Genomic DNA, 21,614 nt, shown 5'->3' on the forward strand with positions numbered 1-21,614 from the left:
TTGGAATGGGCCGAGTCTAGGCGTGGGAATAGAGGCTGAACAGGATGATTGATTTGGGTGATGGAGGAGTGAGGGCGCTGCTAATCGAATGTGGGAGCGAACTTGCTCGCGATAGCGGTGGATCAGTCGACAACATTCCTGACTGAACCACCGCTATCGCGAGCAAGTTCGCTCCCACAGGATAGGGGGCTGAGCATCTATTGCAGATGCTCAGCTAATCCCTCGCTTAGCCGATGGTCATCAGGCTGGCGTTACCACCCGCCGCAGCGGTGTTGACGCTCAACGCCCGCTCGATCACCAAGCGCTCCAGCGCAATGTTGGTTTCGCCCTGGGACAAACCGTGCACTCCAACGATGGCGCCGGCGCGCTTGGCCACCTGCTGGCAAACGCTGCGCAGTTGGTCCGAGTCGCCGTGGTGCAGGACGGCGTCGAACAGCACGTCGTCCTTGGCCCAGTCGGCCACCCGCTGGATGCGTGCCTGAATCTCCTTCGGCAAGCGTGCGAACAAGGCTTTGCTGGTGTCGGTTTCCGGCCACACGGCCGAGCCACCTACAGCCAGCACGGCCGCCAGTTGCGTCAGCAGATCGCCTTCCACGTCCGCCAGGCACAGCACGTGCTCGCGGGGCAGGATGGCGTAGCTGTTGCGCTCGCCGGTCGGGCCGGTCAGGGTCCGGGTGATACCGCTTTGCGATTGGGCGGCGAACTGCACGCACAGGGCGCTCAGTTCGGCCAGCTTCTGGCTGTCGGCCCAGGCTTGCAGGGCCGTCAGCGGCTTGCTCATGGCATCGCGCAAACGCAGGTCCGGCGCAGTCAGGGCGTCGCCACGCACGAAGGATTGCTGGATGGCATCGGTTGGACGGGTCGACAGCAGGCGGTACAGGTACAGCGGACCGCCCGCCTTGGGGCCGGTGCCCGACAGGCCTTCACCACCGAACGGCTGTACACCGACCACGGCCCCGACAATGTTGCGGTTCACGTAGACGTTGCCGGCATGGACGTTGTCGACCACTTTGGCGATGGTCTCGTCGATACGGGTGTGCACGCCGAGGGTCAGGCCATAGCCGGAGGCGTTGATCTGGCTGATCAACTGATCCAGCTCCTTGCGCTTGTAACGCACCACGTGCAGCACCGGGCCAAAGATCTCGCGTTGCAGCTCGTCGAAGCTTTCCAGTTCGATCAGGGTCGGCATCACAAAGGTGCCCCGCTTGCACTCGTCGCTGTCGGCGATGGCCATCTGGTACACGGTGCGACCTTTGTCACGCATGGCTTGGATGTGTTTCTCGATGCCGGCCTTGGCTTCAGCGTCGATCACCGGGCCGATGTCTACCGACAAGCGCTCGGGGTTGCCGAGGCGTGATTCAGCCATGGCGCCCTTGAGCATTTCGATGACGCGGTCGGCGGAATCTTCCTGCAGGCACAGCACCCGCAGGGCCGAGCAGCGTTGGCCGGCACTGTCGAAGGCCGAGGACACCACATCGATGACCACTTGCTCGGTCAGCGCCGAGGAGTCGACGATCATTGCGTTCTGGCCGCCGGTTTCGGCAATCAGCGGGATCGGACGGCCCTGGTTGTCCAGGCGACCGGCGATGTTGCGCTGCAACAGGCGAGCGACTTCGGTGGAACCGGTAAACATCACGCCTTTAACCCGGTCGTCACCCACCAGGCGGGCGCCGACGGTTTCGCCACGGCCCGGCAGCAGTTGCAGCACTCCTTCCGGAATGCCGGCTTCGAGCATCAGGCGCACTGCTTGTGCGGCAACCAATGGCGTCTGTTCGGCAGGCTTGGCCAATACCGGGTTACCGGCGGCCAGGGCAGCGGCCACCTGGCCGCTGAAGATCGCCAACGGGAAGTTCCACGGACTGATGCAGACCACCGGGCCCAGTGGGCGGTGGGCGTCGTTGGTGAAGTCGTTGCGGGCCTGCACCGCGTAGTAGCGCAGGAAATCCACGGCTTCACGTACTTCGGCGATGGCGTTGGCGAAGGTCTTGCCGGCTTCGCGGGCCAACAGGCCCATCAGTGGCTGGATCTCGCCTTCCATCAGGTCGGCGGCACGCTCGAGGATCGCGGCGCGTTCGGCTGGCGGGGTGGCCTGCCAGATCGGCGCGGCGTTGAGGGCGCACTGAATGGCGTTGTCGACGTCGGTGATCGTGGCTTCCTGCACATGGCCGACCACGTCACGATGATCGGACGGGTTCAACACCGCTGCCGGAGTTTCTTCGCTGGCGGCACAGCCGAGCATCGGCACGGCTTTCCAATCGTTATGGGCAGTGGCCAGCAAGGCGCAGGACAGCGAAGCCAAACGATGTTCGTTGGCCAGGTCGATGCCGCTGGAGTTGGCTCGGTCGCTGCCGTACAAGTCGCGAGGTAGCGGAATACGTGGGTGTGGCAGGCCGAAGCCGCCTTCCAGCGTCGCCATCTGCTCGATGCTGGCCACTGGATCGGCCACCAGCTCCTGAATCGAGATGGACTGGTCGGCGATACGGTTGACGAACGAGGTGTTCGCGCCGTTTTCCAGCAGGCGACGTACCAGGTAAGCCAGCAATGTTTCGTGGGTGCCGACTGGTGCGTACACGCGGCACGGACGGTTCAGCTTGCCTTCGGAAACCTTGCCTACAACTTGTTCATACAACGGTTCGCCCATGCCGTGCAGGCATTGGAACTCGTACTGGCCCGGGTAATAGTTCTGGCCGGCGATATGGTAGATGGCTGCCAGGGTATGGGCGTTGTGCGTAGCGAACTGCGGGTAGATGACTTCCGGCACCGACAGCAATTTGCGCGCGCAGGCGATGTAGGAAACATCGGTGTACACCTTGCGGGTATAGACCGGGTAGCCTTCCAGGCCTTCGACCTGGGCGCGCTTGATTTCGCTGTCCCAGTACGCGCCTTTCACCAGGCGGATCATCAGGCGATGACGGCTGCGGCGCGCCAGGTCGATGACGTAGTCGATCACGTATGGGCAACGCTTCTGGTACGCCTGGATCACGAAGCCGATGCCGTTCCAGCCGGTCAGTTGCGGCTCGAAGCACAGGCGCTCCAGCAGGTCCAGGGACAGTTCGAGGCGGTCCGCCTCTTCGGCGTCGATGTTCAGGCCGATGTCGTATTGCTTGGCCAGCAGGGTCAGCGACAGCAGGCGCGGGTACAGCTCTTCCATCACACGCTCGTACTGGGCACGACTGTAACGCGGGTGCAGAGCCGAGAGCTTGATGGAAATGCCCGGACCTTCATAAATCCCACGGCCGTGGGACGCTTTGCCGATCGAATGGATGGCTTGTTCGTACGAGGCCAGGTACTTCTGGGCGTCATGTTCGGTGAGTGCGGCTTCACCCAGCATGTCGTAGGAATAGCGGAAGCCTTTGGCTTCGAACTTGCTGGCGTTGGCCAGGGCTTCGGCGATGGTTTCGCCGGTGACGAACTGCTCGCCCATCAGGCGCATGGCCATGTCGACGCCCTTGCGGATCATCGGCTCGCCGCTCTTGCCGATGATGCGGCTCAGGGAGGAGGTCAGGCCGGCTTCGTTATGGGTAGCGACCAACTTACCGGTCAGCAACAGGCCCCAGGTGGCGGCGTTGACGAACAGCGATGGGCTGTTGCCCAAGTGCGGTTGCCAGTTGCCGGTGCTGATCTTGTCGCGGATCAGTGCGTCGCGGGTGCCTTTGTCCGGGATGCGCAGCAGCGCTTCGGCCAGGCACATCAGTGCCACGCCTTCCTGGGACGACAGGGAAAATTCCTGCAACAGGCCCTGAACAATACCGGCACGGCCACCGGCATTTTTCTGGTTACGCAGCTTTTCTGCAATCGAGGCGGCCAGCTTGTTAGTGGCTTCGGCCATTTCGGCTGGCAGGCGTGCCTGTTCGATCAGCATCGGCACCACTTCCGGCTCTGGGCGGCGGTAAGCGGCGGTGATGGAGGCGCGCAGAACCGACTGCGGCAGGATGCTCTCGGCAAATTCCAGGAAGCATTGGTGGGCGTGGTCGACCTGGACGTCGCCGGCGTCATCGCTGTCGACGCGGGGCGAACCGTTCAGCTCGGTCAGGGTTGCACCACCCTCGAGTTTTTCCAGGTAATTGAAAATTGCCTGTTTGATCAGCCAGTGCGGTGTGCGATCAATCGAGGTCGCGGCCGCCTTGAGGCGTTCGCGGGTCGGGTCGTCGAGTTTGACCCCAAGGGTGGTGGTAGCCATATTTTTATCCTCATGTTTACCACGTATCGCGTGGCATCAGCTGGCGGCAAGATTAGCTGTGGGATGATTGAGGTGCAACCGGGTGCAACCCTTTTTTTCTCGAAATGACAGGCAGCTCATCCGGAAGCGAATGCTGTTCGGTTGATCCTGCACCGGCTTAGTGCTTTGGCTGCCAGCTGAGTGCTGGAAACTGCGCTAAAAGGGGGCAAGAAACACAGGTTTTGCGATAAAACCGATCAGGTGCAACTTATTCGAGCGAAACTGGTTGCACCTTATTTGATTTGTTGAATAGCATTCGCGGCCAAGGTGCAACCGGCTATCCGCCGAGGGGCATCGGCTGATGGCTTTCCTGGGGAAACATCAGTCATAAATTCGCGGGACTGCAAATCGTCGCTACAGCCTCTGTGTTGTCGGCGCTTTCAACTGCCACCGCTACATAAAAACAAAGCCAGGGCGTAACTCATGAGTGTAAGTAATCCCACCTTGATCACTTTTGTGATCTACATCGCAGCCATGGTCCTGATCGGGCTGATGGCTTATCGCTCCACCAATAACCTTTCCGATTACATCCTGGGCGGTCGCAGCCTGGGTAGCGTCGTGACGGCACTGTCTGCTGGTGCTTCCGACATGAGCGGTTGGTTGTTGATGGGGTTGCCCGGCGCGATCTACATGTCCGGCCTGTCGGAAAGCTGGATTGCCATCGGCCTGATCGCCGGTGCCTACCTGAACTGGTTGTTCGTGGCCGGTCGCCTGCGGGTACAGACCGAGCACAACGGCGATGCACTGACGCTGCCGGACTACTTCTCCAGCCGTTTCGAAGATAAGAGCGGTGTGCTGCGGATCATCTCGGCAGTGGTGATCCTGGTGTTCTTCACCATCTACTGCGCTTCCGGCATCGTGGCCGGTGCCCGTCTGTTCGAAAGCACCTTCGGCATGTCCTACGAGACAGCGCTGTGGGCCGGTGCAGCAGCGACCATTGCCTACACCTTCGTCGGTGGTTTCCTGGCCGTGAGCTGGACCGACACCGTACAAGCCACCCTGATGATCTTCGCGTTGATCCTTACGCCAATCATCGTGTTGCTGGCCACTGGCGGCGTGGACACCACGTTCCTGGCGATCGAAGCAAAAGATCCTACGTCGTTCGATATGCTGAAAAACACCACCTTCATCGGCGTGATCTCGCTGATGGGCTGGGGCCTGGGCTACTTCGGCCAACCGCACATCCTGGCGCGTTTCATGGCGGCTGATTCGGTCAAGTCCATCGCCAACGCCCGTCGCATCTCCATGACCTGGATGATCCTCTGCCTGGGTGGCACCGTGGCCGTTGGCTTCTTCGGTATCGCTTACTTCTCGGCACACCCCGACGTGGCCGGTCCCGTGACCGATAACCCTGAGCGAGTGTTCATCGAGCTGGCGAAAATCCTGTTCAACCCATGGGTTGCCGGTGTGTTGCTGTCGGCCATCCTGGCGGCGGTGATGAGCACCCTGAGCTGCCAGTTGCTGGTGTGCTCCAGCGCCCTGACTGAAGACTTCTACAAGACCTTCCTGCGCAAGAGCGCTTCACAGCTGGAACTGGTCTGGGTCGGTCGCGCCATGGTGCTGCTGGTGGCCTTGGTTGCCATCGCCCTGGCTGCCAACCCGGAAAACCGCGTACTGGGCCTGGTGAGCTACGCCTGGGCTGGTTTCGGTGCCGCCTTCGGCCCGGTTGTCCTGATTTCCGTGATCTGGAAGAACATGACTCGTAACGGCGCGCTGGCCGGCATCCTGGTGGGTGCGATCACCGTGATCGTCTGGAAGCACTTCTCGTTGCTGGGTCTGTACGAAATCATCCCGGGTTTCATCTTCGCCAGCCTGGCCATCTACCTCGTCAGCAAGATGGGTTCGCCTACCGCCGGTATGCTGCAGCGCTTCGATGCGGCCGAGAAAGATTTTCGCCTGAACCAGTAAGATCTTCCGCGAGGCCTGGATGGCTCGCTTGAAGGTGTCAATAAAAACGGCCCGTCTCCACTGGAGGCGGGCCGTTTTTTATGGGATATCAGTCGGGGGCTTGGCTGGGGTAAAGCGTCTGGTTCCGCAGTCCGCCCTTCGCAGCACATATCAGTTGCATGCCTGTCCGACATCGTCGTACGTGGTGCCTATCTTCAGGCCGGAAATATAGTTTTTTACATCCTCCATGACGCCTGGCTGATGTTTGTTATAAGCGCCCCATTTAGGTTCGTTCGCGCCTATGTTCGTGCCGTCCCAGGTTCTTCCGAAGAAACGTTCCTGGCCATTGCTGAATACCTGTGCTTGACCATCGAACCATAGCTCCGCCCAGCCGCTGCTCGATTGATTGGAGGTATGTATGGCCAAGACAAGGCAATACCATTTGAACGGCTCAATGGGTTTGCTCCAGATAATGCCGGATGTCTCGGCTGGTGTGCCGTAATAGAAAAGCCTCAGGTTGCCGTCCTTGGCGCTCATCAGGAATGGATAGTTTTGTTGATGCCCCGTTTCATAGGACTTCCACTGGAACGGGTGATGATTGCTCTGGGTGTCATTCAGTTTGAAAGACCAGCCAATGAAGTAGGTTTTATTTTTTTCGAATCTATAGAGGGTATGATTGGCACCGGTCCTGATATTGCGCGCTTCGCAGCGGGGTTCGCCGGAACTCTTATGGAATAACCAGGACTTGCCTCGGACCGTATCGTCTATCACGGTGATGCTGGAGGGAGCCGGACATTCGCTCACAGCATTTCCAAATATTTTTTCTTTACCAATAGGATTGGCGGCGTCTCCATCCCAAATCAATTGGGCTTCTGCGAGGGGGCAAAGATCAAACAAAATCATCAGACATGTAGCGGCGAACAAAGAGGGCTTCATGGTGCGCTCCTAAGTGTTGTGATCTTTTTAGCTTTTTTTGAATGTGGATAGGCTTGGCAGCCAGTGAATCGTGCTGTCGATCATTTCTTTTTTTGCTTTTTTTGAAGCTGTCAGTCCTGACAGTTTTTAACGTTGTTTTTTTATATGAAGTTGGTAAGAATTTTTTTGGTTTTGCTGGAAAGGATCTGCTGGTACTTGCGATCCTCTCCGTCATTCCTAATGTCACTTCGTGTGGGTGTCAGGCTGGTTGAGAAAGATCAACACGCCCAAAATTGCCATATAGAACCTGAACGCGGCATCCTGGCCGTTCCAGATTTCTGATTGCCACATCAGGAACCATTCCCCACCGACGACCATGAAGCCGAAAAACCAGACGAAGAAGCCCACTGTCAGACCGGCAACAGTCCACCCCTTGGCGCGGGCGAACACCGAGGCCTCGGCCCGGCGTGCCTGCCACAGTTTCACTGCGCCGTAACCCAAAAGCCCCGCTGTCAGCGCTTCGCCGAAGATGATCAGCCAATAGGCGCCATGCCACATCCAGGGTTGATCGATGGCCCGGTATCGGGCGGCATTGTCGGGGAATGTGGTGTCCATGCTCAGCACGTGATGGACGAAATTGAAGTTGGAGCTGTAGTCCGTGACGTTGTTGAACACGGTCAGGAAGGCGAACGCTGCGAGCGCCAGAATCATTGTGATTTTTGCGTAACGGATCGTCATCGGTGCGTCCTTTGCTTTTTGCGGCGAAAGAACGTTAGCACGGCCAGTTGCAGTCCCGAGCCCGTCAATGTGTAGGAAGTTGCTGATTGTTCGTGCGGCGACTTCAGTTTGCCGTCACGCAAGGAATGTCTGTCGGAAAACACAGCGGATACCGCATGCCTTTATCTTCTTGGGTGTAAGGCAAATCTGTTTTTCATGACGGTTGATCAGCTTTCCATGGGGCTCATGCACAATCCCCCGCCTCCATTTTGCAGAGGCACATCGGATGTTCCCGCCTGCCAACCAACCGCGTTTCACGTTGACGCTCGACAGCGGACCGAATGAGCTCAAGGTGCTTGAGTTCAAGGGTACGGAAGCCATCAGTCAACCCTATCGTTTTGACCTGGAGCTGGTCAGTGAGCGGTCTGACCTGGCACTGGAAGAACTTCTGCATCGCCAGTCATTTCTGGGTTTCGGTGAAGGGGAAGGTGGCATACACGGTCAGGTCTATAGCGCAACCCAGGGGGATTCGGGCAAGCGCCTGACCCGTTACCAGATAAGCCTGGTGCCCCGCCTGGCCTACCTGCGCCATCGCATCAATCAGCGGATTTTCCAGCACCTGAGCGTGCCCGATATTGTCGCCCGGGTGTTGAAGGAACACGGGATCCTGGCGGATGCCTGCCAGTTCACGCTTGGCGGGCAGTACCCCGAGCGCCAATATTGTGTGCAGTATGGCGAAAGCGACCTGGCCTTCATCGAGCGGATTTGCGCCGAAGTCGGTATCCATTACCACTTCAGGCACCGCCCTGACGGCCATCTGCTGGTGTTCGGTGACGACCAGACGGTGTTTCCCCGCCTGCCCGAATCGACGCTGTACCTGCCGGACAGCGGCATGGTCGCCGACGAGCCGGCAATCAAGCGCCTGGCGGTGCGGCTCCAGACCCGCAGCACTGCCGTGACGTTGCGCGATTACGACTTCCGCAAGCCCGGCTTGTTATTGGAAACGCACCTGGATAATCGGCAGCGTCCTGCCCTTGAGGACTATCGCTATCCCGGCGGTTTCTCTGCCCGTGACGACGGCATGTATCTGACTCGGCGCGCCCTTGAGCGCCATGGCGCCGACTACCGCGTGGCAGAGGGCAGTAGCGATGAACGCGCCTTCGTCAGCGGACATTTCATGTGCATCAGGGAACATCCTCGGGAGCAATGGAATGATCTCTGGCTCCTGACGCGTGTCGACCATCATGGCCGTCGACCGCAGGTGCTGGAAGAAGTCGCCAGTGCCGTCCCGGATGAATTCCAGGGTTACAAAAATACCTTTCTCGCCACGCCTTGGGACGTGTTCTTTCGGCCACCCCTGTATCACGAAAAGCCTCGGGCCCATGGTTATCAGTCGGCGGTGGTGACCGGGCCGGTCGACAGCGAGATCCATTGCGATGAGTTCGGGCGGGTCAAGGTGCAGTTGGCCTGGGATCGCGACGGTAAACACGACGAACATTCCAGCTGCTGGCTGCGTGTGGCCTCCGGTTGGGCCCACGATCACTATGGCGCGGTGATGATCCCCCGGGTTGGCATGGAAGTCCTGGTCGGGTTCATCGACGGTGACGTGGACAAGCCGATGGTGGTGGGTTGCCTGCCCAATGGCGCCAACCCGGTGCCGCTGGACTTACCGGCGGACAAGACCCGCAGCCTGTTGCGCAGCCGGAGCAGCCCTGGCGGGGGAGGTTACAACGAACTGCGCATCGAGGATCGCAAGGGGGCCGAGGAGATCTACCTGAGGGCCCAGCGAAACTGGACCCAGCATGTGCTGCACGACCAGCGGGTGCAGGTCGACCATGAGCGCAGCATTGTCGTCACCGGTACGGCGCGACACGAGCTCAAGGCCGATGAACAGCGCCTTACCCATGGTCGGCGTCGGGCTGAAGTCCGGCAGGATGATCATCTGCTGGTGAGTGGCGAGCGGCATATTCGTGTAGGCAGCCAGGTGCTGAGTGCCAGCCAACAGTTTCATGTCAGCGCCGGCCAACACGTGGTATTGGAGGCGGGTGCCAGTGTGACCCTCCAGGCTGGCGGTCATTGGATCAACATCGGGGCTGGCGGGATCTCCAGCAGCGTGCCGATCGAGGTCGGTGGGGCGCCGATGGCGGTCATGAGTGCGGCATCCGGCGTTCCAGACAGTGTCGAGAAGCGGGTCGCTGCGCTGCCTGCGCTTTCCCTCGCGCAAATCCTCAGTTTCCAGGGCTCGGCGCCGTTCTGCGAGGAGTGTGAACGTTGCAGAAGCGGCGTCTGCGTAGCGCCATCGGTCTTTCGCAAACCTGTCGATATCCAGGAGCGACCATGAACAGCGGTCAATCTCCCCGCGCCTGGCTTGAGGACCATCCTTTGCAGGCCGGCGAGCAACTTTTCGTCATCTTCAGCAATGCCAGTAGCGCCGGGGTGTTGTCGGCCTGGAAGCGCTCGATGAACTCGGAGGCGAGCCCGATCTGGGCCGACACGCCGTACGCCGAGTGGGAATCGGTCATGCCCTATGTAGGGCTTGTTAGCGTGGACAGCGGATTTCTTGATTGGATAGCCGCCACCGACTCGCTCGATTGGGGCTGGCTGGCGGTTTCGTGTGTGAGCCAGCAGACCCTTGCCGAACATTTGCGGGGGCTCACGCAAGTGTTGTTGCCGGGCGGCAAGCCGGTCTTCCTGCGGTTTTGGGATGGACGCTTTATGCGGTCGATCCTGCAGTCGACGGAGGTGGAGGCCGGGCAACTCTTGCCGGTCATCACGCGCTGCCTGATCAACGGGCAATCCCTTGAGATCGTGGGGAATGCCCAGCGGGCGGCCCGGGCTTTTCCGTGGTGGCAAGTACCTGTCGCGCTGTTGGAGACAATGGCCGAGGTTCCGACGGACTGTCTGTTGGATAACTTGCTCACTTGGCTGGGCGAAGAGCATCCGTATTTGTTCGAGCGGGTCGACGACAGCGTCCTGCGTTGCAAGATTGCCTACTTTCTTGAGCGATCGGAGCCGGTTGAGGCATCAAAGGCGCCATTGCTGGCGTATCTGGCGCGAGAGCTGGGCTGATTGTGGCCTGTCCGCCGGGCTGCGAACGCCTGACGTCCGACGCGCTTCGAGGTAAACTCGTCGCCCTTCGCAGGAGCCGCCATGAATTATCGCCACGCCTTCCACGCCGGCAATCACGCCGATGTATTCAAACACCTGACCTTGACCCGCCTCATCGCCTTGATGTCGCGCAAGGAGCAACCCTTCGCCTACCTCGATACCCATGCGGGCATCGGGTTGTACGACTTGCAGGGTGACCAGGCCAACCGTACCGGTGAGTATCTGGAAGGCATCGCACGATTGTGGGGCGAGGGCAATCTGCCGCCGTTGACCGCCGATTACATGAAGGTGCTGCACGAGATGAACCCGGACGGGCAGTTGCGCTACTACCCGGGTTCGCCGGAGCTGGCGCGGCGCCTGACCCGGCCGCAGGACCGGGTGCTGCTCAATGAGAAACACCCTGAAGACGGTGTGTTGCTCAAGGACAACATGAAAGGTGACCGTCGCGTGGCGGTGCACCTGGGTGAAGGTTGGCATGTGTCGCGGGCGCTGCTGCCGGTGGCGGAGAAGCGAGCCCTGATGCTGATCGATCCGCCCTTCGAGCAGCTTGACGAAATGCAGCGCTGCGCCGCTTCGCTCAAGGAGGCCATTGGCCGGATGCGCCAGACAGTGGCTGCCATCTGGTACCCGGTGAAGGACCAACGGATGTTGCGCCGCTTCTACCAGGACCTGGCCGGCACGGGGGCGCCGAAATTGTTGCGGGTGGAGCTGCTGGTGCACCCGCTGGCGACGCCCAACAGCCTGAACGGCTCCGGCCTGGCGATTGCCAATCCGCCATGGGGGCTGGAGGAAGAGTTGCGTGAGCTGTTGCCGTGGCTGTCGAAAAAACTTGGGCAGACCCAGGGTGGCTGGCAGATGGATTGGTTGATTGCTGAAGGCTGATCAGCATTGGATGGCGTCTGGAAGGACGCCATCGCGAGCAAGCTCGCTCCCACATTGGTTTTGAGGCATCAGCAATATTTGTGTTCGCCACCGGACCTGTGGGAGCGAGCTTGCTCGCGAAGCTTTTCAGCGGCAAAAGTCAGATCGGGCAAGTCACGCCTGTCCCGCCAATCCCGCAATAACCTTCGGGGTTCTTCGCCAGGTATTGCTGGTGATAGGCCTCGGCGAAGTAGAACGTCGGTGCCTCTTCGATTTCGGTGGTGATGGTGCCTTTGCCAGCCTTGGTCAACTCGGCCTGGAACACTTGCTTGCTGTGCTTGGCCGCCGCCAGTTGAGCCGGGTTGGTGGCATAAATGACCGAACGGTATTGGGTGCCGATGTCATTGCCCTGGCGCATACCCTGGGTCGGGTTGTGCAGTTCCCAGAACATCTTCAGAAGCTCCTCGTAGCTGACCTTTGCCGGTTCGTAGACCACCAGTACCACTTCGCTGTGGCCGGTAAGGCCTGAGCAGACCTCTTCATACGTCGGGTTCGGCGTAAAACCTCCGGCGTAACCCACCGCGGTACTGACCACGCCTTCGCGCTGCCAGAACTTGCGCTCGGCACCCCAGAAACAGCCCAGGCCGAAGATCGCGAAATCCACGTCCATGGCAAATGGGCCGAGCAGTGGTGCGTCGTGGACGAAGTGTTTTTCCGGCACGGTCATTGGAGTTTCGCGGCCAGGCAAAGCTTGTTCTTGAGTAGGGAGCACGTTTTTGTTCACCAGAATTTCCGAGCGCAAGACCATCATCAGTCCTCTCAGTCAGATTGAGTTGAGTGAATAAGACCGTCAGTGTGCCTTAGAAACGCCGGTTCGAGCTATAAGTTGCCGTCAGACGAGCGGCCCGCGGGGGTAACGCTTGAGCTTCTCGACCAGCTCCGCGCCGGGAATCGGGCGGTCGAACAGGTAGCCCTGGCCGACGTCGCAGCGGTGACGGCGCAGAAAGGCCAGTTGCTGGGCAGTTTCGATGCCTTCGGCCACGACCTTGAGTTTCAGGTTGTGGGCCATGGCGATCACGGCGGAGGTGATTTCCATGTCGTCCTGATTGTCCGGGATCTCATGGATGAAGCTACGATCGATCTTGATGATGTCGATCGGGAATTTTTTCAGGTAACTCAGGGATGAATAACCGGTGCCGAAGTCGTCCATGGCCAGGGTCAGGCCCAGTCGCTTTAGCTGATCGAGCTGCAAGTGGGTGTCTTCGGTGGCTTCCAGCAGCAAGCCTTCGGTCAGCTCCAATTCCAGCAGGCGGGCTGGCAGTTGCTCTTCCTTGAGGATGCTGGCGATGGAAGCGACCAGGTCCGGGTCGGAGAACTGCTTGGGCGACAGGTTGATGGCCACTTGCAGGTTACCCAGGCCGGCGGCGGTCAATTGCTTGCTCATGCGGCAGGCCTGACGGGCGATCCATTTACCGATGGGAATAATCAGGCCGGTTTCTTCGGCCACGCTGATGAACTGATCCGGGCGGATCATGCCCTTCTCCGGATGGTTCCAGCGCAACAGCGCTTCCATGCCCAGCAGGCGGCCGCTGCGCAGGCACAGCTTGGGCTGGTAGAACACGTCCAGTTCGTTCTGAGTCAGGGCGCGGCGCAGGTTGTTTTCCACAAACAGCTTGTAGCTGGCCTCGGCATTCAGCGCCTCGGTGAAGACCTGGACCTGATGCTTGCCATTGGCCTTGGCCTTGTGCAGGGCAAGCCCGGCGTTGCGCATCAGCGTCTGAGGATCACGGCCGTGCAGCGGCGCGCAGGCCAGGCCCACGGAGCCTGTCACGCTGATCAACTGGTTATCGACGAACATCGGTTTGTCGAGCGTCATCAGCAACTGGCTGGCGACCTGTTGCCCGGTCTCCAGGTCGGTGTCATCGAGCAACACGGCGAATTCGTTACTGGCGAACCGTGCGAGGCTGCCGCTTGGGCTCAGGCTGTTGCGCAAGCGTCGGGCCAGGCTGATCAGCAGCTTGTCACCGGTCTGGTGGCCGAGGCTGTCGTTGATGCGCTTGAAGTTGTCGATGTCCACCAGCAGCAGGCTGATGGGCGAATTGCTGTCCCGGGCGAAGCGTTCATCGAGGTTGCGGATGAACGCTGGGCGGTTGCCCAGGTTGGTCAGGTTGTCGGTGTAGGCCAGGCGCTCGATGCGCTGCTGGGCCAGTTTGGTCTGGGTGATGTCTTCGTAGATGCCGATGTAATGGGTCAGTTCGCGGTTATCGCCGTAGACCTTGGAAATCGACAATTGGCCCCAGTAAGGTTCCAGGTTCTTGCGCCGGCTTTTGAACTCCCCCTGCCAGCTATTGCTCTGGGCCAGGGCCGACGGTGCGTCGAACAGCAGCTCGCTGAGGTTCTCCAGGGCTGGCAGTTCCGACAGACGCTGGCCGTGGACTTCTTCGGTGGAGTATTGGGTGATGGCGGTGAAGCTCGGGTTGACGTACTCCACCACGCCGTCGCAATTGACCAGCAGGAATGCGTTGGCACTCTGCTCCACGGCGCGCTGGAACAAGTGCAGGGCGCTGGTCGCGGTTCGTCGGTTGTGGTTGTTGATGACCTGGGCGAACTGGTCGGCCAGTTCACCGGCAAAGGCGATTTCGTCCGATTGCCAGGCGCGGGTGACGCCCACCTGTTCCAGGCACAATACGCCGACCACCTGGCCGTCGATACGAATGCTGGCGTCGAGAATGGCGTTGACGTCGCGGGCGCGCAGGTTCTCGGCCAGTTCCCGGGTGCGTGGGTCGCGCATCGCATTGTGGGCGTCGATGGCGCGACAGGTCTGCAGCGCCTCCATGTAATCGGGATACTGGGTGACGTCGATCACGTCCGGCAGGAAGTATTCCTGGGAGCCGCGGCTGAAGGCCGAAATCGGCACCAGCTTGCCGTCTACCAAGTCCCAGATGCTGGCGCAGTCGATCTGGTAGATATCACAGGCGCTGCGAGTAATGAGTTCGGCGGCTTCGTGCAGCGAATTGTTAGCGCTGTAGCGCTGACGGGTCAGCAGCAGGATCAGGTCTTGTTGGGCGCGCACCCGGTCCAGATGCTGGAGCTGCTCTTGCTGGGCTCGCTGGTTCAATTCCAGGGCGATCTGCAGGCGCGAGTTCTGGGTTTCCAGGTCCAGGGACGGCATCGACGGTCCGCTTTGCAGCAAGCCGTCCACCACCAGCAGGTAACCGCGCAACAGATGGCGGGTGTGCTGCTTGTAGGCTTCACCCGTTTCCAGCAGGTTCATGGGGCCCTTGGTGGTATGAAGCGTATAGCGGATCTGGTAATGCGAGGACTGGGCCAGTTGTTGCTGGATCGCGTCGTGCAGTTGATAGCGCGCTTCGGGCTCCATCAGGCTGGCATAGGGGGCGCTGACCAGCGAGCACAGCTCTACTGCCGGCAGGCCGAAGTAACGTTCGCAGTTGGGGTCGAGGAACAATAGCGCCCAGCTTGCTTCATTCAGCCGTTCGAAACGCAGCATGCCGAGCCGCGAGGGCACCGGTAACTGCGTCACTACCTCGGCCGCCATACGGCTGGCGGCATCGGGTTGGCTTTTCATGAGGAAACTCGCTTCGAAAATGCTGATCGCGCCGGGCTGACGCCCTTGTTATTACGGACTGCGGCAAGGTTGCATCATTGCGGCACTGGCTGACAAGAGAGATGAAGGCCAAGTGCTATAAACCTTATATCGGCCGACAGGGGGATTTCTGCAGTTGCCAGCCGATCAGAGGGCATGGGGGGTTATACCACCCGTCAGCGCAATGGGATATCGACCGTTTGCAATGGGTGGCCGTCGCGGTCGTGGAAGGTGACTTGAACGCTCTGCGCCGCGACATGCAGGCGAGCGAAGTTGTCCTGGCTGACCACCGGGCTGGTGAGCGCATAGTGATATTCACCGTGCTCAGTCCGGGCCAGGGGTAGGTCAAAAATAAAATCCGAGGCTTTTGCAAACGGCAGCAATTTGCTGTTGTAAAACGGCGAGGAAACGACGGTGTTGACCTCGAAATCAGGATCCTGGCTGTGGTACAGGCGACTGGTCATGGAGCCATGGACGTCGCCGGATACGAAAATCACGTTTTTGATCCCCTGGTTGCGAATGGTTTCCAGCAGGCGAAGACGTTGTTTCGCGAAGGCCTGCCAGGCGTCCCCGTCATTGCGTTTGCTGTCAGGGAAGAACATGACGCTGGTCACGACGAATTTGACCCGGGCGGGGCTGTGGATAAGCCATTTGAGCAGGGTCTGTTCCTGTTCATCGTCCAGGATGCGTCGATCATCCGCCGCCAGGTTGCGTTGCGTCCGGCTGTCGGTGACGAACCATTCAATATCGCCGTGGGCAACGAGATACCAGTAGCGTTTCAATGACTTATTGAATGTACCCGCGCTTGAAAGTTCATGGGCGGGACTATGGCTGGCCTGGTAAAGCGAATAAGCACTCATGGCATTTGCATACAATACTTCGTCATTGCCGGTTTTATAGGCTGGCCAGTTGTCTTCGATTTCATGGTCGTCGAGGATCATGTAAGTCGGTACCGAGGACATTAACTTTCTGATGTGCGGCTGGGTAAAGGCGGTACGGTATTTAAAGAGAATGTTTTTATAGTTTCGGTCCGGAGCAATGACATTCAAATCGTCCAGATAAACCTGGTCGCCGGTCATCAAGACAGCATTGATCGGCGGGTCGGCCTGCTCCACGACACGGTTGATACCGGCAAAAGTGCGGTCTCCCAGTCCGGGAAGCAGCGGGACGCCGCGAGTGATTCGCAAGTAACGGCAAGAGCCCACGATATAAGCGCGTGGCGTACTGGTTTCATGGGGCTGCGTGCGTAGATGGTAGGTTTTCCTGGGCCATTGCAGCGGCAGTTCCTGAACCGTTTCCACGGTATGGGTTGGGCTTAAGGGGCTGAGCCAGCCTGCCTGGTATTCATAGGTGGTGTCGGGTTGAAGGCCTTGCAAGACGATGACATCGGTCATGTCGCGGTAGGCCTTGAGTTGCACGAAGTGCCCTTTCGACCAGGCAGTATCACCCTGGCGTCTATAACGAATGCCGGCGAATGCCAGATTGTTGTCATGGTCGCCGCGCAGGAATATCCGTGCGTGATCAGTTGTTGTGTGGCCGACAATAGGGCCGACGGTAGGTGTGAACATATTCGAATCCATTCGAAGTTTTTATTGGATGCAAGTATCAAGTTGCCTCGGCGGTTTGATGCTAAAGCCCGGTGATCCATAAATATTGATAGGGAAGGGGGCGCAAGTTGTGGGTAATGGCTAATAGAAGGCGTAGTCATTTAAAACTTGTGTGGTAGGAAAAGTGCCGCGTTGCCTGACCTTCCGCTATCGCGAGCAAGCTCGCTCCCACAATGGATTTGCGGTGCTGCACATCGTACTTGCAATGAATGAGGCCCCTGTGGGAGCGAGCTTGCTCGCGATGAGGCCGGCATGCCCACACCTCCATGATGTTCGACTTGAATTTCAGGCAAAAAAAGCCCCGCCAAACGGGCGGGGTTGAGGTACGAGCGTGGCGCTCGGAAAACGGTGGTCCGAATGGCCCTCCGCAAGGGAGGGCCGCCCGGTGTTACAGCAGGATGGTGCGGATGTCGCCCAACAGGTCGCTCAGACGCTTGGTGAAGCGTGCGGCGGCGGCGCCGTTGATCACACGGTGATCGTAGGACAGCGACAACGGCAACATCAGCTTCGGCTGGAAAGCTTTACCGTCCCAGACCGGCTGGATGGTGGCCTTGGAGACACCCAGGATCGCCACTTCCGGCGCGTTGACGATCGGCGTGAAGCCGGTGCCGCCAATGTGGCCGAGGCTGGAGATGGTGAAGCAGGCGCCCTGCATGTCGTCGGCGGTGAGCTTCTTGTTCCGGGCCTTTTCAGCCAGGGCAGCGGCTTCGCCAGCCAGTTGCAGCAGGCTCTTCTGGTCGACGTTGCGGATGACCGGTACCAGCAGGCCTTCCGGGGTGTCGACGGCAAAGCCGATGTGTACGTATTTCTTGCGGATCACAGCCTTGCCACTTGGGGCCAGGGAGGCGTTGAAGTCCGGCAGTTCCTTGAGCAGATGTGCGCACGCCTTGAGCAGCAGCGGCAGTACGGTCAGCTTCACGCCGGCCTTTTCCGCCACGGCTTTCTGTGCCACGCGGAAAGCTTCCAGCTCGGTGATGTCGGCCTGATCGAACTGAGTCACATGCGGAATGTTCAGCCAGCTGCGATGCAGGCTCGACGCGCCGATTTGCATCAGGCGAGTCATGGCCACTTCTTCGGTTTCGCCGAAGCGGCTGAAATCCACCGCCGGGATCGGCGGGATACCTGCGCCGCCGGTGGCGCCTTCGGCCGGTGCGTTCTTGGCCTTCTGCATCATGGCCTTGACGTAAGCCTGCACGTCTTCTTTCAACACGCGGCCGTGTGGGCCGCTCGGGCCGACGGCAGACAGCTCGACGCCGAATTCACGGGCCAGCTGACGTACCGCAGGACCGGCGTGCACCTTGGCACCACTTGGCGCAGGTGCGGCGGCAGGGGCTGGAGCCGCCTCAGCCTTGGCAGCAGGCGCGGCAGCGGCCGGTGCCGGAGCAGCTTCGGTCTTGGCAGCCGGTGCATCGGTCTGGACTGGTGCGACAGGTGCGGCAGCACCGGCCACTTTCAGCTTCAGGATCAGATCACCGGTGCCCACTTCGTCTTCCAGCTTGATCTCGACGCTTTCCACCACACCGGCGGCTGGCGACGGGATTTCCATGCTGGCCTTGTCGGATTCCAGGGTGATCAGCGACTGGTCGGCTTCGACGGTATCGCCGACCTTGACCAGTACTTCGATGATCTTGGCCTTGCCCGACGAGCCGATGTCCGGAACATGAATGTCCTGGACCGTGGCAGCGGCAGGCGCAGCGGCCGGAGCGGGAGCTGCCGCGGCAGCCGGTGCAGCAGCGGCAGGCTTTTCAGCCGCCGCCGGGGCGGCAGCAGGAGCCGTCGCTTCAGGCGCCGCAGCGGCGCCCTCGACTTCCAGCTCCAGCAGTTCGTCGCCTTCTTTCAGGCGGTCGCCCAGCTTCACTTTCAGGCTCTTGATGATACCGGCCTTCGGCGCAGGCACTTCCATGCTGGCCTTGTCCGATTCAAGCGTCAGGATGCTCTGGTCGGCTTCGATACGGTCGCCGACCTTCACAAACAGTTCAATTACTTCACCTTCACCGCTGCCGATGTCAGGTACGCGAATGAGTTCGCTCACGAAAATTCTCCTCAGCAGTCCAGTGGGTTGCGTTTTTCTGGATCGATGCCGAACTTGACGATGGCCTCGGCCACCACCTTGGGTTCGATATCGCCACGGTCAGCCAAGGCTTCCAGGGCTGCCAACACAACGAACTTACGGTCGACTTCGAAGAAGTGACGCAGCTTCTTGCGGCTGTCGCTACGGCCGAAGCCGTCGGTGCCCAGCACTTTGAATTCCTTGGAAGGAACCCACTGGCGGATCTGCTCGGCGAACAGCTTCATGTAGTCGGTAGAGGCGATGACCGGACCTTTACGGCCGTTCAGGCATTCTTCGACGTAGCTCAGCTTAGGCTTCTGGCCAGGGTGCAGGCGGTTGCTGCGCTCTACGGCCAGACCGTCGCGACGCAGTTCGTTGAAGCTGGTAACGCTCCACACGTCGGCGCCGACGTTGAACTCTTCACGCAGGATCTTCGCTGCTTCACGCACTTCGCGCAGGATGGTGCCGGAGCCCATCAGCTGGACGTGGTGCGCCGCTTCGCGGGTGTCTTCCTCGAGCAGGTACATGCCCTTGACGATGCCCGCCTCGACGCCGGCCGGCATGGCTGGCTGCTGGTAGGACTCGTTCATCACGGTGATGTAGTAGAAGACGTCCTGTTGCTCTTCGGTCATCTTCTTCATGCCGTCCTGGATGATCACCGCCAGCTCATAGCCATAGGTTGGATCATAGGTGCGGCAGTTCGGGATGGTCCCGGCCAGCATGTGGCTGTGGCCATCTTCGTGTTGCAGGCCTTCGCCGTTCAGCGTGGTCCGGCCGGCGGTACCGCCGATCAGGAAGCCACGGGTACGGCTGTCGCCGGCGGCCCAGGCCAGGTCACCGATACGCTGGAAGCCGAACATCGAGTAGAAGATGTAGAACGGCAGCATCGGCTGGTTGTGGCTGGAGTACGAAGTGCCGGCGGCAATGAAGGAGCTCATGGCGCCCGCTTCGTTGATGCCTTCTTCGAGGATCTGGCCCTTCTTGTCTTCGCGGTAGAACATCACCTGGTCTTTATCGACTGGCTCGTAGAGCTGGCCGACGGAGGAGTAGATGCCCAACTGGCGGAACATGCCTTCCATACCGAAGGTACGGGCTTCGTCCGGGATGATCGGGACGATGCGCTGGCCGATTTCCTTGTCCTTGACCAGTTGCGCGAGGATCCGCACGAAGGCCATGGTGGTGGAGATTTCACGGTCGCCCGAGCCGTCCAGGATCGCCTTGAGGGTTTCCAGGGGTGGGGTCGGGACGCTGAAGCTCTTGGCGCGGCGCTGTGGTACGAAACCGCCCAGCGCGGCACGGCGCTCGGCCAGGTAACGGGCTTCGGCGCTGCCTTCTTCGGGTTTGAAGAACGGCAGGTTTTCCAGCTCGCTGTCCTTGACCGGGATGTCGAAGCGGTCACGGAACAACTTCAGGCTGTCGACATCGACCTTCTTGGTGTTGTGCGCGGTGTTCTTCGCTTCGCCGGCACCGGTGCCATAACCCTTGATGGTCTTGGCCAGGATGACGGTTGGTTGTTCTTTGTGGTTGACCGCTTCGTGGTACGCCGCATAGACCTTGTACGGGTCGTGGCCGCCACGGTTGAGTTTCCAGATCTCGTCATCGGACAAGTCTGCAACCATTGCCTTGAGTTCAGGCGTGTTGAAGAAGTGCTCACGGACGAACGCGCCGTCCTTGGCCTTGTAGTTCTGGTATTCGCCGTCGATGACTTCGTCCATGCGGCGTTGCAGGATGCCGTCGACGTCCTTGGCCAGCAGCGGGTCCCAGAAACGGCCCCAGATGACTTTGTTGACGTTCCACTGAGCGCCACGGAACACGCCTTCGAGTTCCTGGATGATCTTGCCGTTGCCGCGAACCGGGCCGTCGAGGCGCTGCAGGTTGCAGTTGATGACGAAGATCAGGTTATCCAGTTTCTCGCGGCCAGCCAGGGAGATCGCGCCCAGGGATTCCGGCTCGTCGCACTCGCCGTCGCCCATGAAGCACCAGACTTTCTGCTTGCCTGGCTGGATGAAACCACGGGCTTCCAGGTACTTCATGAAGCGTGCCTGGTAAATCGCCTGGATCGGGCCCAGACCCATGGAAACGGTGGGGAACTGCCAGAAATCAGGCATCAGCCAAGGGTGTGGATACGAAGACAGGCCGTTGCCGTCCACTTCCTGACGGAAGTTGTTCATCTGGTCTTCGCTGATGCGGCCTTCCATGAACGCACGGGCGTAGACGCCTGGCGATGCGTGCCCTTGGAAGTAGATCAGGTCGCCGCCGTGTTCGTCGGTCGGGGCCTGGAAGAAGTAGTTGAAGCCGATGTCATACAGCGTCGCGCTGGAGGCGAAGCTGGAGATGTGACCGCCCAGGTCAGAATCTTTCAGGTTGGTACGCATGACCATGGCCAACGCGTTCCAACGTACCAGCGAGCGAATGCGGCGTTCCATGAACAGGTCGCCAGGCATGCGTGCTTCGTGGGTTACGGGGATCGTGTTGCGGTATGGCGTGGTGATGGCGTAGGGCAGTTGCGAACCGCTGCGGGTTGCGAGTTCGCCCATACGGGTCATCAGATAATGAGCACGGTCTTCGCCTTCTTTGTCGAGAACCGATTCCAGGGCGTCCAGCCATTCCTGGGTTTCGACGGGATCGAGGTCTTGCATGGCTTGC

General features: G+C 59.9%; 12 protein-coding genes. 4 read left to right on the forward strand and 8 right to left on the reverse strand.

Annotated features, from left to right (window positions below; genetic code table 11):
- Positions 1-226 precede the first annotated feature (226 nt).
- Positions 227-4,180 carry a trifunctional transcriptional regulator/proline dehydrogenase/L-glutamate gamma-semialdehyde dehydrogenase gene (putA, locus tag SGN16_RS02365; RefSeq protein ID WP_335943789.1) on the reverse strand — a complete coding sequence of 1,318 codons (3,954 nt, stop codon included), beginning with the start codon at positions 4,178-4,180 and terminating at the stop codon, positions 227-229.
- Positions 4,181-4,642: 462 nt separating this feature from the next.
- On the opposite strand from putA, the gene putP reads away from it, so the two are divergent.
- Entirely contained in the window at positions 4,643-6,127 is a 1,485-nt protein-coding gene (gene putP / locus SGN16_RS02370) for a sodium/proline symporter PutP (protein WP_335943790.1), read from the forward strand.
- Between the two features lie 150 nt (positions 6,128-6,277).
- On the opposite strand, the gene SGN16_RS02375 is transcribed toward putP, so the two are convergent.
- Positions 6,278-7,042 carry a heparin lyase I family protein gene (locus tag SGN16_RS02375; protein ID WP_335943791.1) on the reverse strand — a complete coding sequence of 255 codons (765 nt, stop codon included), beginning with the start codon at positions 7,040-7,042 and terminating at the stop codon, positions 6,278-6,280.
- A gap of 222 nt (positions 7,043-7,264) precedes the next feature.
- Positions 7,265-7,759 (reverse strand): DUF2165 domain-containing protein, encoded by a 495-nt coding sequence (locus SGN16_RS02380; protein ID WP_335943792.1) that lies wholly within the window; start codon positions 7,757-7,759, stop codon positions 7,265-7,267.
- 265 nt (positions 7,760-8,024) lie between these two features.
- Between SGN16_RS02380 and tssI the strand changes: the two genes are divergently transcribed.
- The 3 genes from tssI (at position 8,025) to rlmJ (ending at position 11,728) form a co-directional block, all read left to right on the forward strand.
- The gene (gene tssI, locus SGN16_RS02385; RefSeq protein WP_335943793.1) at positions 8,025-10,079 is read left to right on the forward strand and encodes a type VI secretion system tip protein TssI/VgrG; all 2,055 of its coding nucleotides are present in this window, start codon (positions 8,025-8,027) and stop codon (positions 10,077-10,079) included.
- Positions 10,076-10,807 (forward strand): DUF4123 domain-containing protein, encoded by a 732-nt coding sequence (locus SGN16_RS02390; protein ID WP_335943794.1) that lies wholly within the window; start codon positions 10,076-10,078, stop codon positions 10,805-10,807. The genes tssI and SGN16_RS02390 overlap by 4 nt, the downstream gene beginning before the upstream one ends.
- A gap of 81 nt (positions 10,808-10,888) precedes the next feature.
- Positions 10,889-11,728, forward strand: a complete 840-nt coding sequence (gene rlmJ / locus SGN16_RS02395) for a 23S rRNA (adenine(2030)-N(6))-methyltransferase RlmJ (RefSeq protein ID WP_210642534.1) — start codon at positions 10,889-10,891, stop codon at positions 11,726-11,728.
- A 139-nt stretch (positions 11,729-11,867) separates the two neighbouring features.
- Here the strand turns inward: rlmJ and msrA are convergent, their stop codons facing one another.
- The 5 genes from msrA to aceE form a co-directional block, all read right to left on the reverse strand.
- Complete coding sequence (msrA, locus tag SGN16_RS02400) at positions 11,868-12,515, reverse strand: peptide-methionine (S)-S-oxide reductase MsrA (protein ID WP_335943930.1); 648 nt, start codon at positions 12,513-12,515, stop codon at positions 11,868-11,870.
- An 84-nt stretch (positions 12,516-12,599) separates the two neighbouring features.
- Positions 12,600-15,293 (reverse strand): GGDEF and EAL domain-containing protein, encoded by a 2,694-nt coding sequence (locus SGN16_RS02405; protein WP_210642535.1) that lies wholly within the window; start codon positions 15,291-15,293, stop codon positions 12,600-12,602.
- Positions 15,294-15,487: 194 nt separating this feature from the next.
- A complete protein-coding gene (locus tag SGN16_RS02410; RefSeq protein ID WP_335943795.1) occupies positions 15,488-16,879 on the reverse strand; it encodes an alkaline phosphatase D family protein in 1,392 nt (463 codons plus the stop codon).
- A 427-nt stretch (positions 16,880-17,306) separates the two neighbouring features.
- Entirely contained in the window at positions 17,307-18,950 is a 1,644-nt protein-coding gene (gene aceF / locus SGN16_RS02415; protein ID WP_335943796.1) for a dihydrolipoyllysine-residue acetyltransferase, read from the reverse strand.
- Positions 18,951-18,961: 11 nt separating this feature from the next.
- Positions 18,962-21,607, reverse strand: coding sequence for a pyruvate dehydrogenase (acetyl-transferring), homodimeric type (gene aceE / locus SGN16_RS02420; protein ID WP_063323231.1), 2,646 nt, complete (start codon positions 21,605-21,607; stop codon positions 18,962-18,964).
- Positions 21,608-21,614: the final 7 nt, after the last annotated feature.

The organism is Pseudomonas sp. G166 (genome assembly GCF_037027455.2).
In the GTDB taxonomy this organism is placed as follows: Bacteria; Pseudomonadota; Gammaproteobacteria; order Pseudomonadales; family Pseudomonadaceae; genus Aquipseudomonas.

Excerpts from the sequence above, each read along its gene's own strand:
- putA (WP_335943789.1), bottom strand. The coding sequence starts at position 4,180 with ATGGCTACCACCACCCTTGGGGTCAAACTCGACGACCCGACCCGCGAA.
- putP (WP_335943790.1), top strand. The coding sequence starts at position 4,643 with ATGAGTGTAAGTAATCCCACCTTGATCACTTTTGTGATCTACATCGCA.
- SGN16_RS02375 (WP_335943791.1), bottom strand. The coding sequence starts at position 7,042 with ATGAAGCCCTCTTTGTTCGCCGCTACATGTCTGATGATTTTGTTTGAT.
- SGN16_RS02380 (WP_335943792.1), bottom strand. The coding sequence starts at position 7,759 with ATGACGATCCGTTACGCAAAAATCACAATGATTCTGGCGCTCGCAGCG.
- tssI (WP_335943793.1), top strand. The coding sequence starts at position 8,025 with ATGTTCCCGCCTGCCAACCAACCGCGTTTCACGTTGACGCTCGACAGC.
- SGN16_RS02390 (WP_335943794.1), top strand. The coding sequence starts at position 10,076 with ATGAACAGCGGTCAATCTCCCCGCGCCTGGCTTGAGGACCATCCTTTG.
- rlmJ (WP_210642534.1), top strand. The coding sequence starts at position 10,889 with ATGAATTATCGCCACGCCTTCCACGCCGGCAATCACGCCGATGTATTC.
- msrA (WP_335943930.1), bottom strand. The coding sequence starts at position 12,515 with ATGGTCTTGCGCTCGGAAATTCTGGTGAACAAAAACGTGCTCCCTACT.
- SGN16_RS02405 (WP_210642535.1), bottom strand. The coding sequence starts at position 15,293 with ATGAAAAGCCAACCCGATGCCGCCAGCCGTATGGCGGCCGAGGTAGTG.
- SGN16_RS02410 (WP_335943795.1), bottom strand. The coding sequence starts at position 16,879 with ATGTTCACACCTACCGTCGGCCCTATTGTCGGCCACACAACAACTGAT.
- aceE (WP_063323231.1), bottom strand. The coding sequence starts at position 21,607 with ATGCAAGACCTCGATCCCGTCGAAACCCAGGAATGGCTGGACGCCCTG.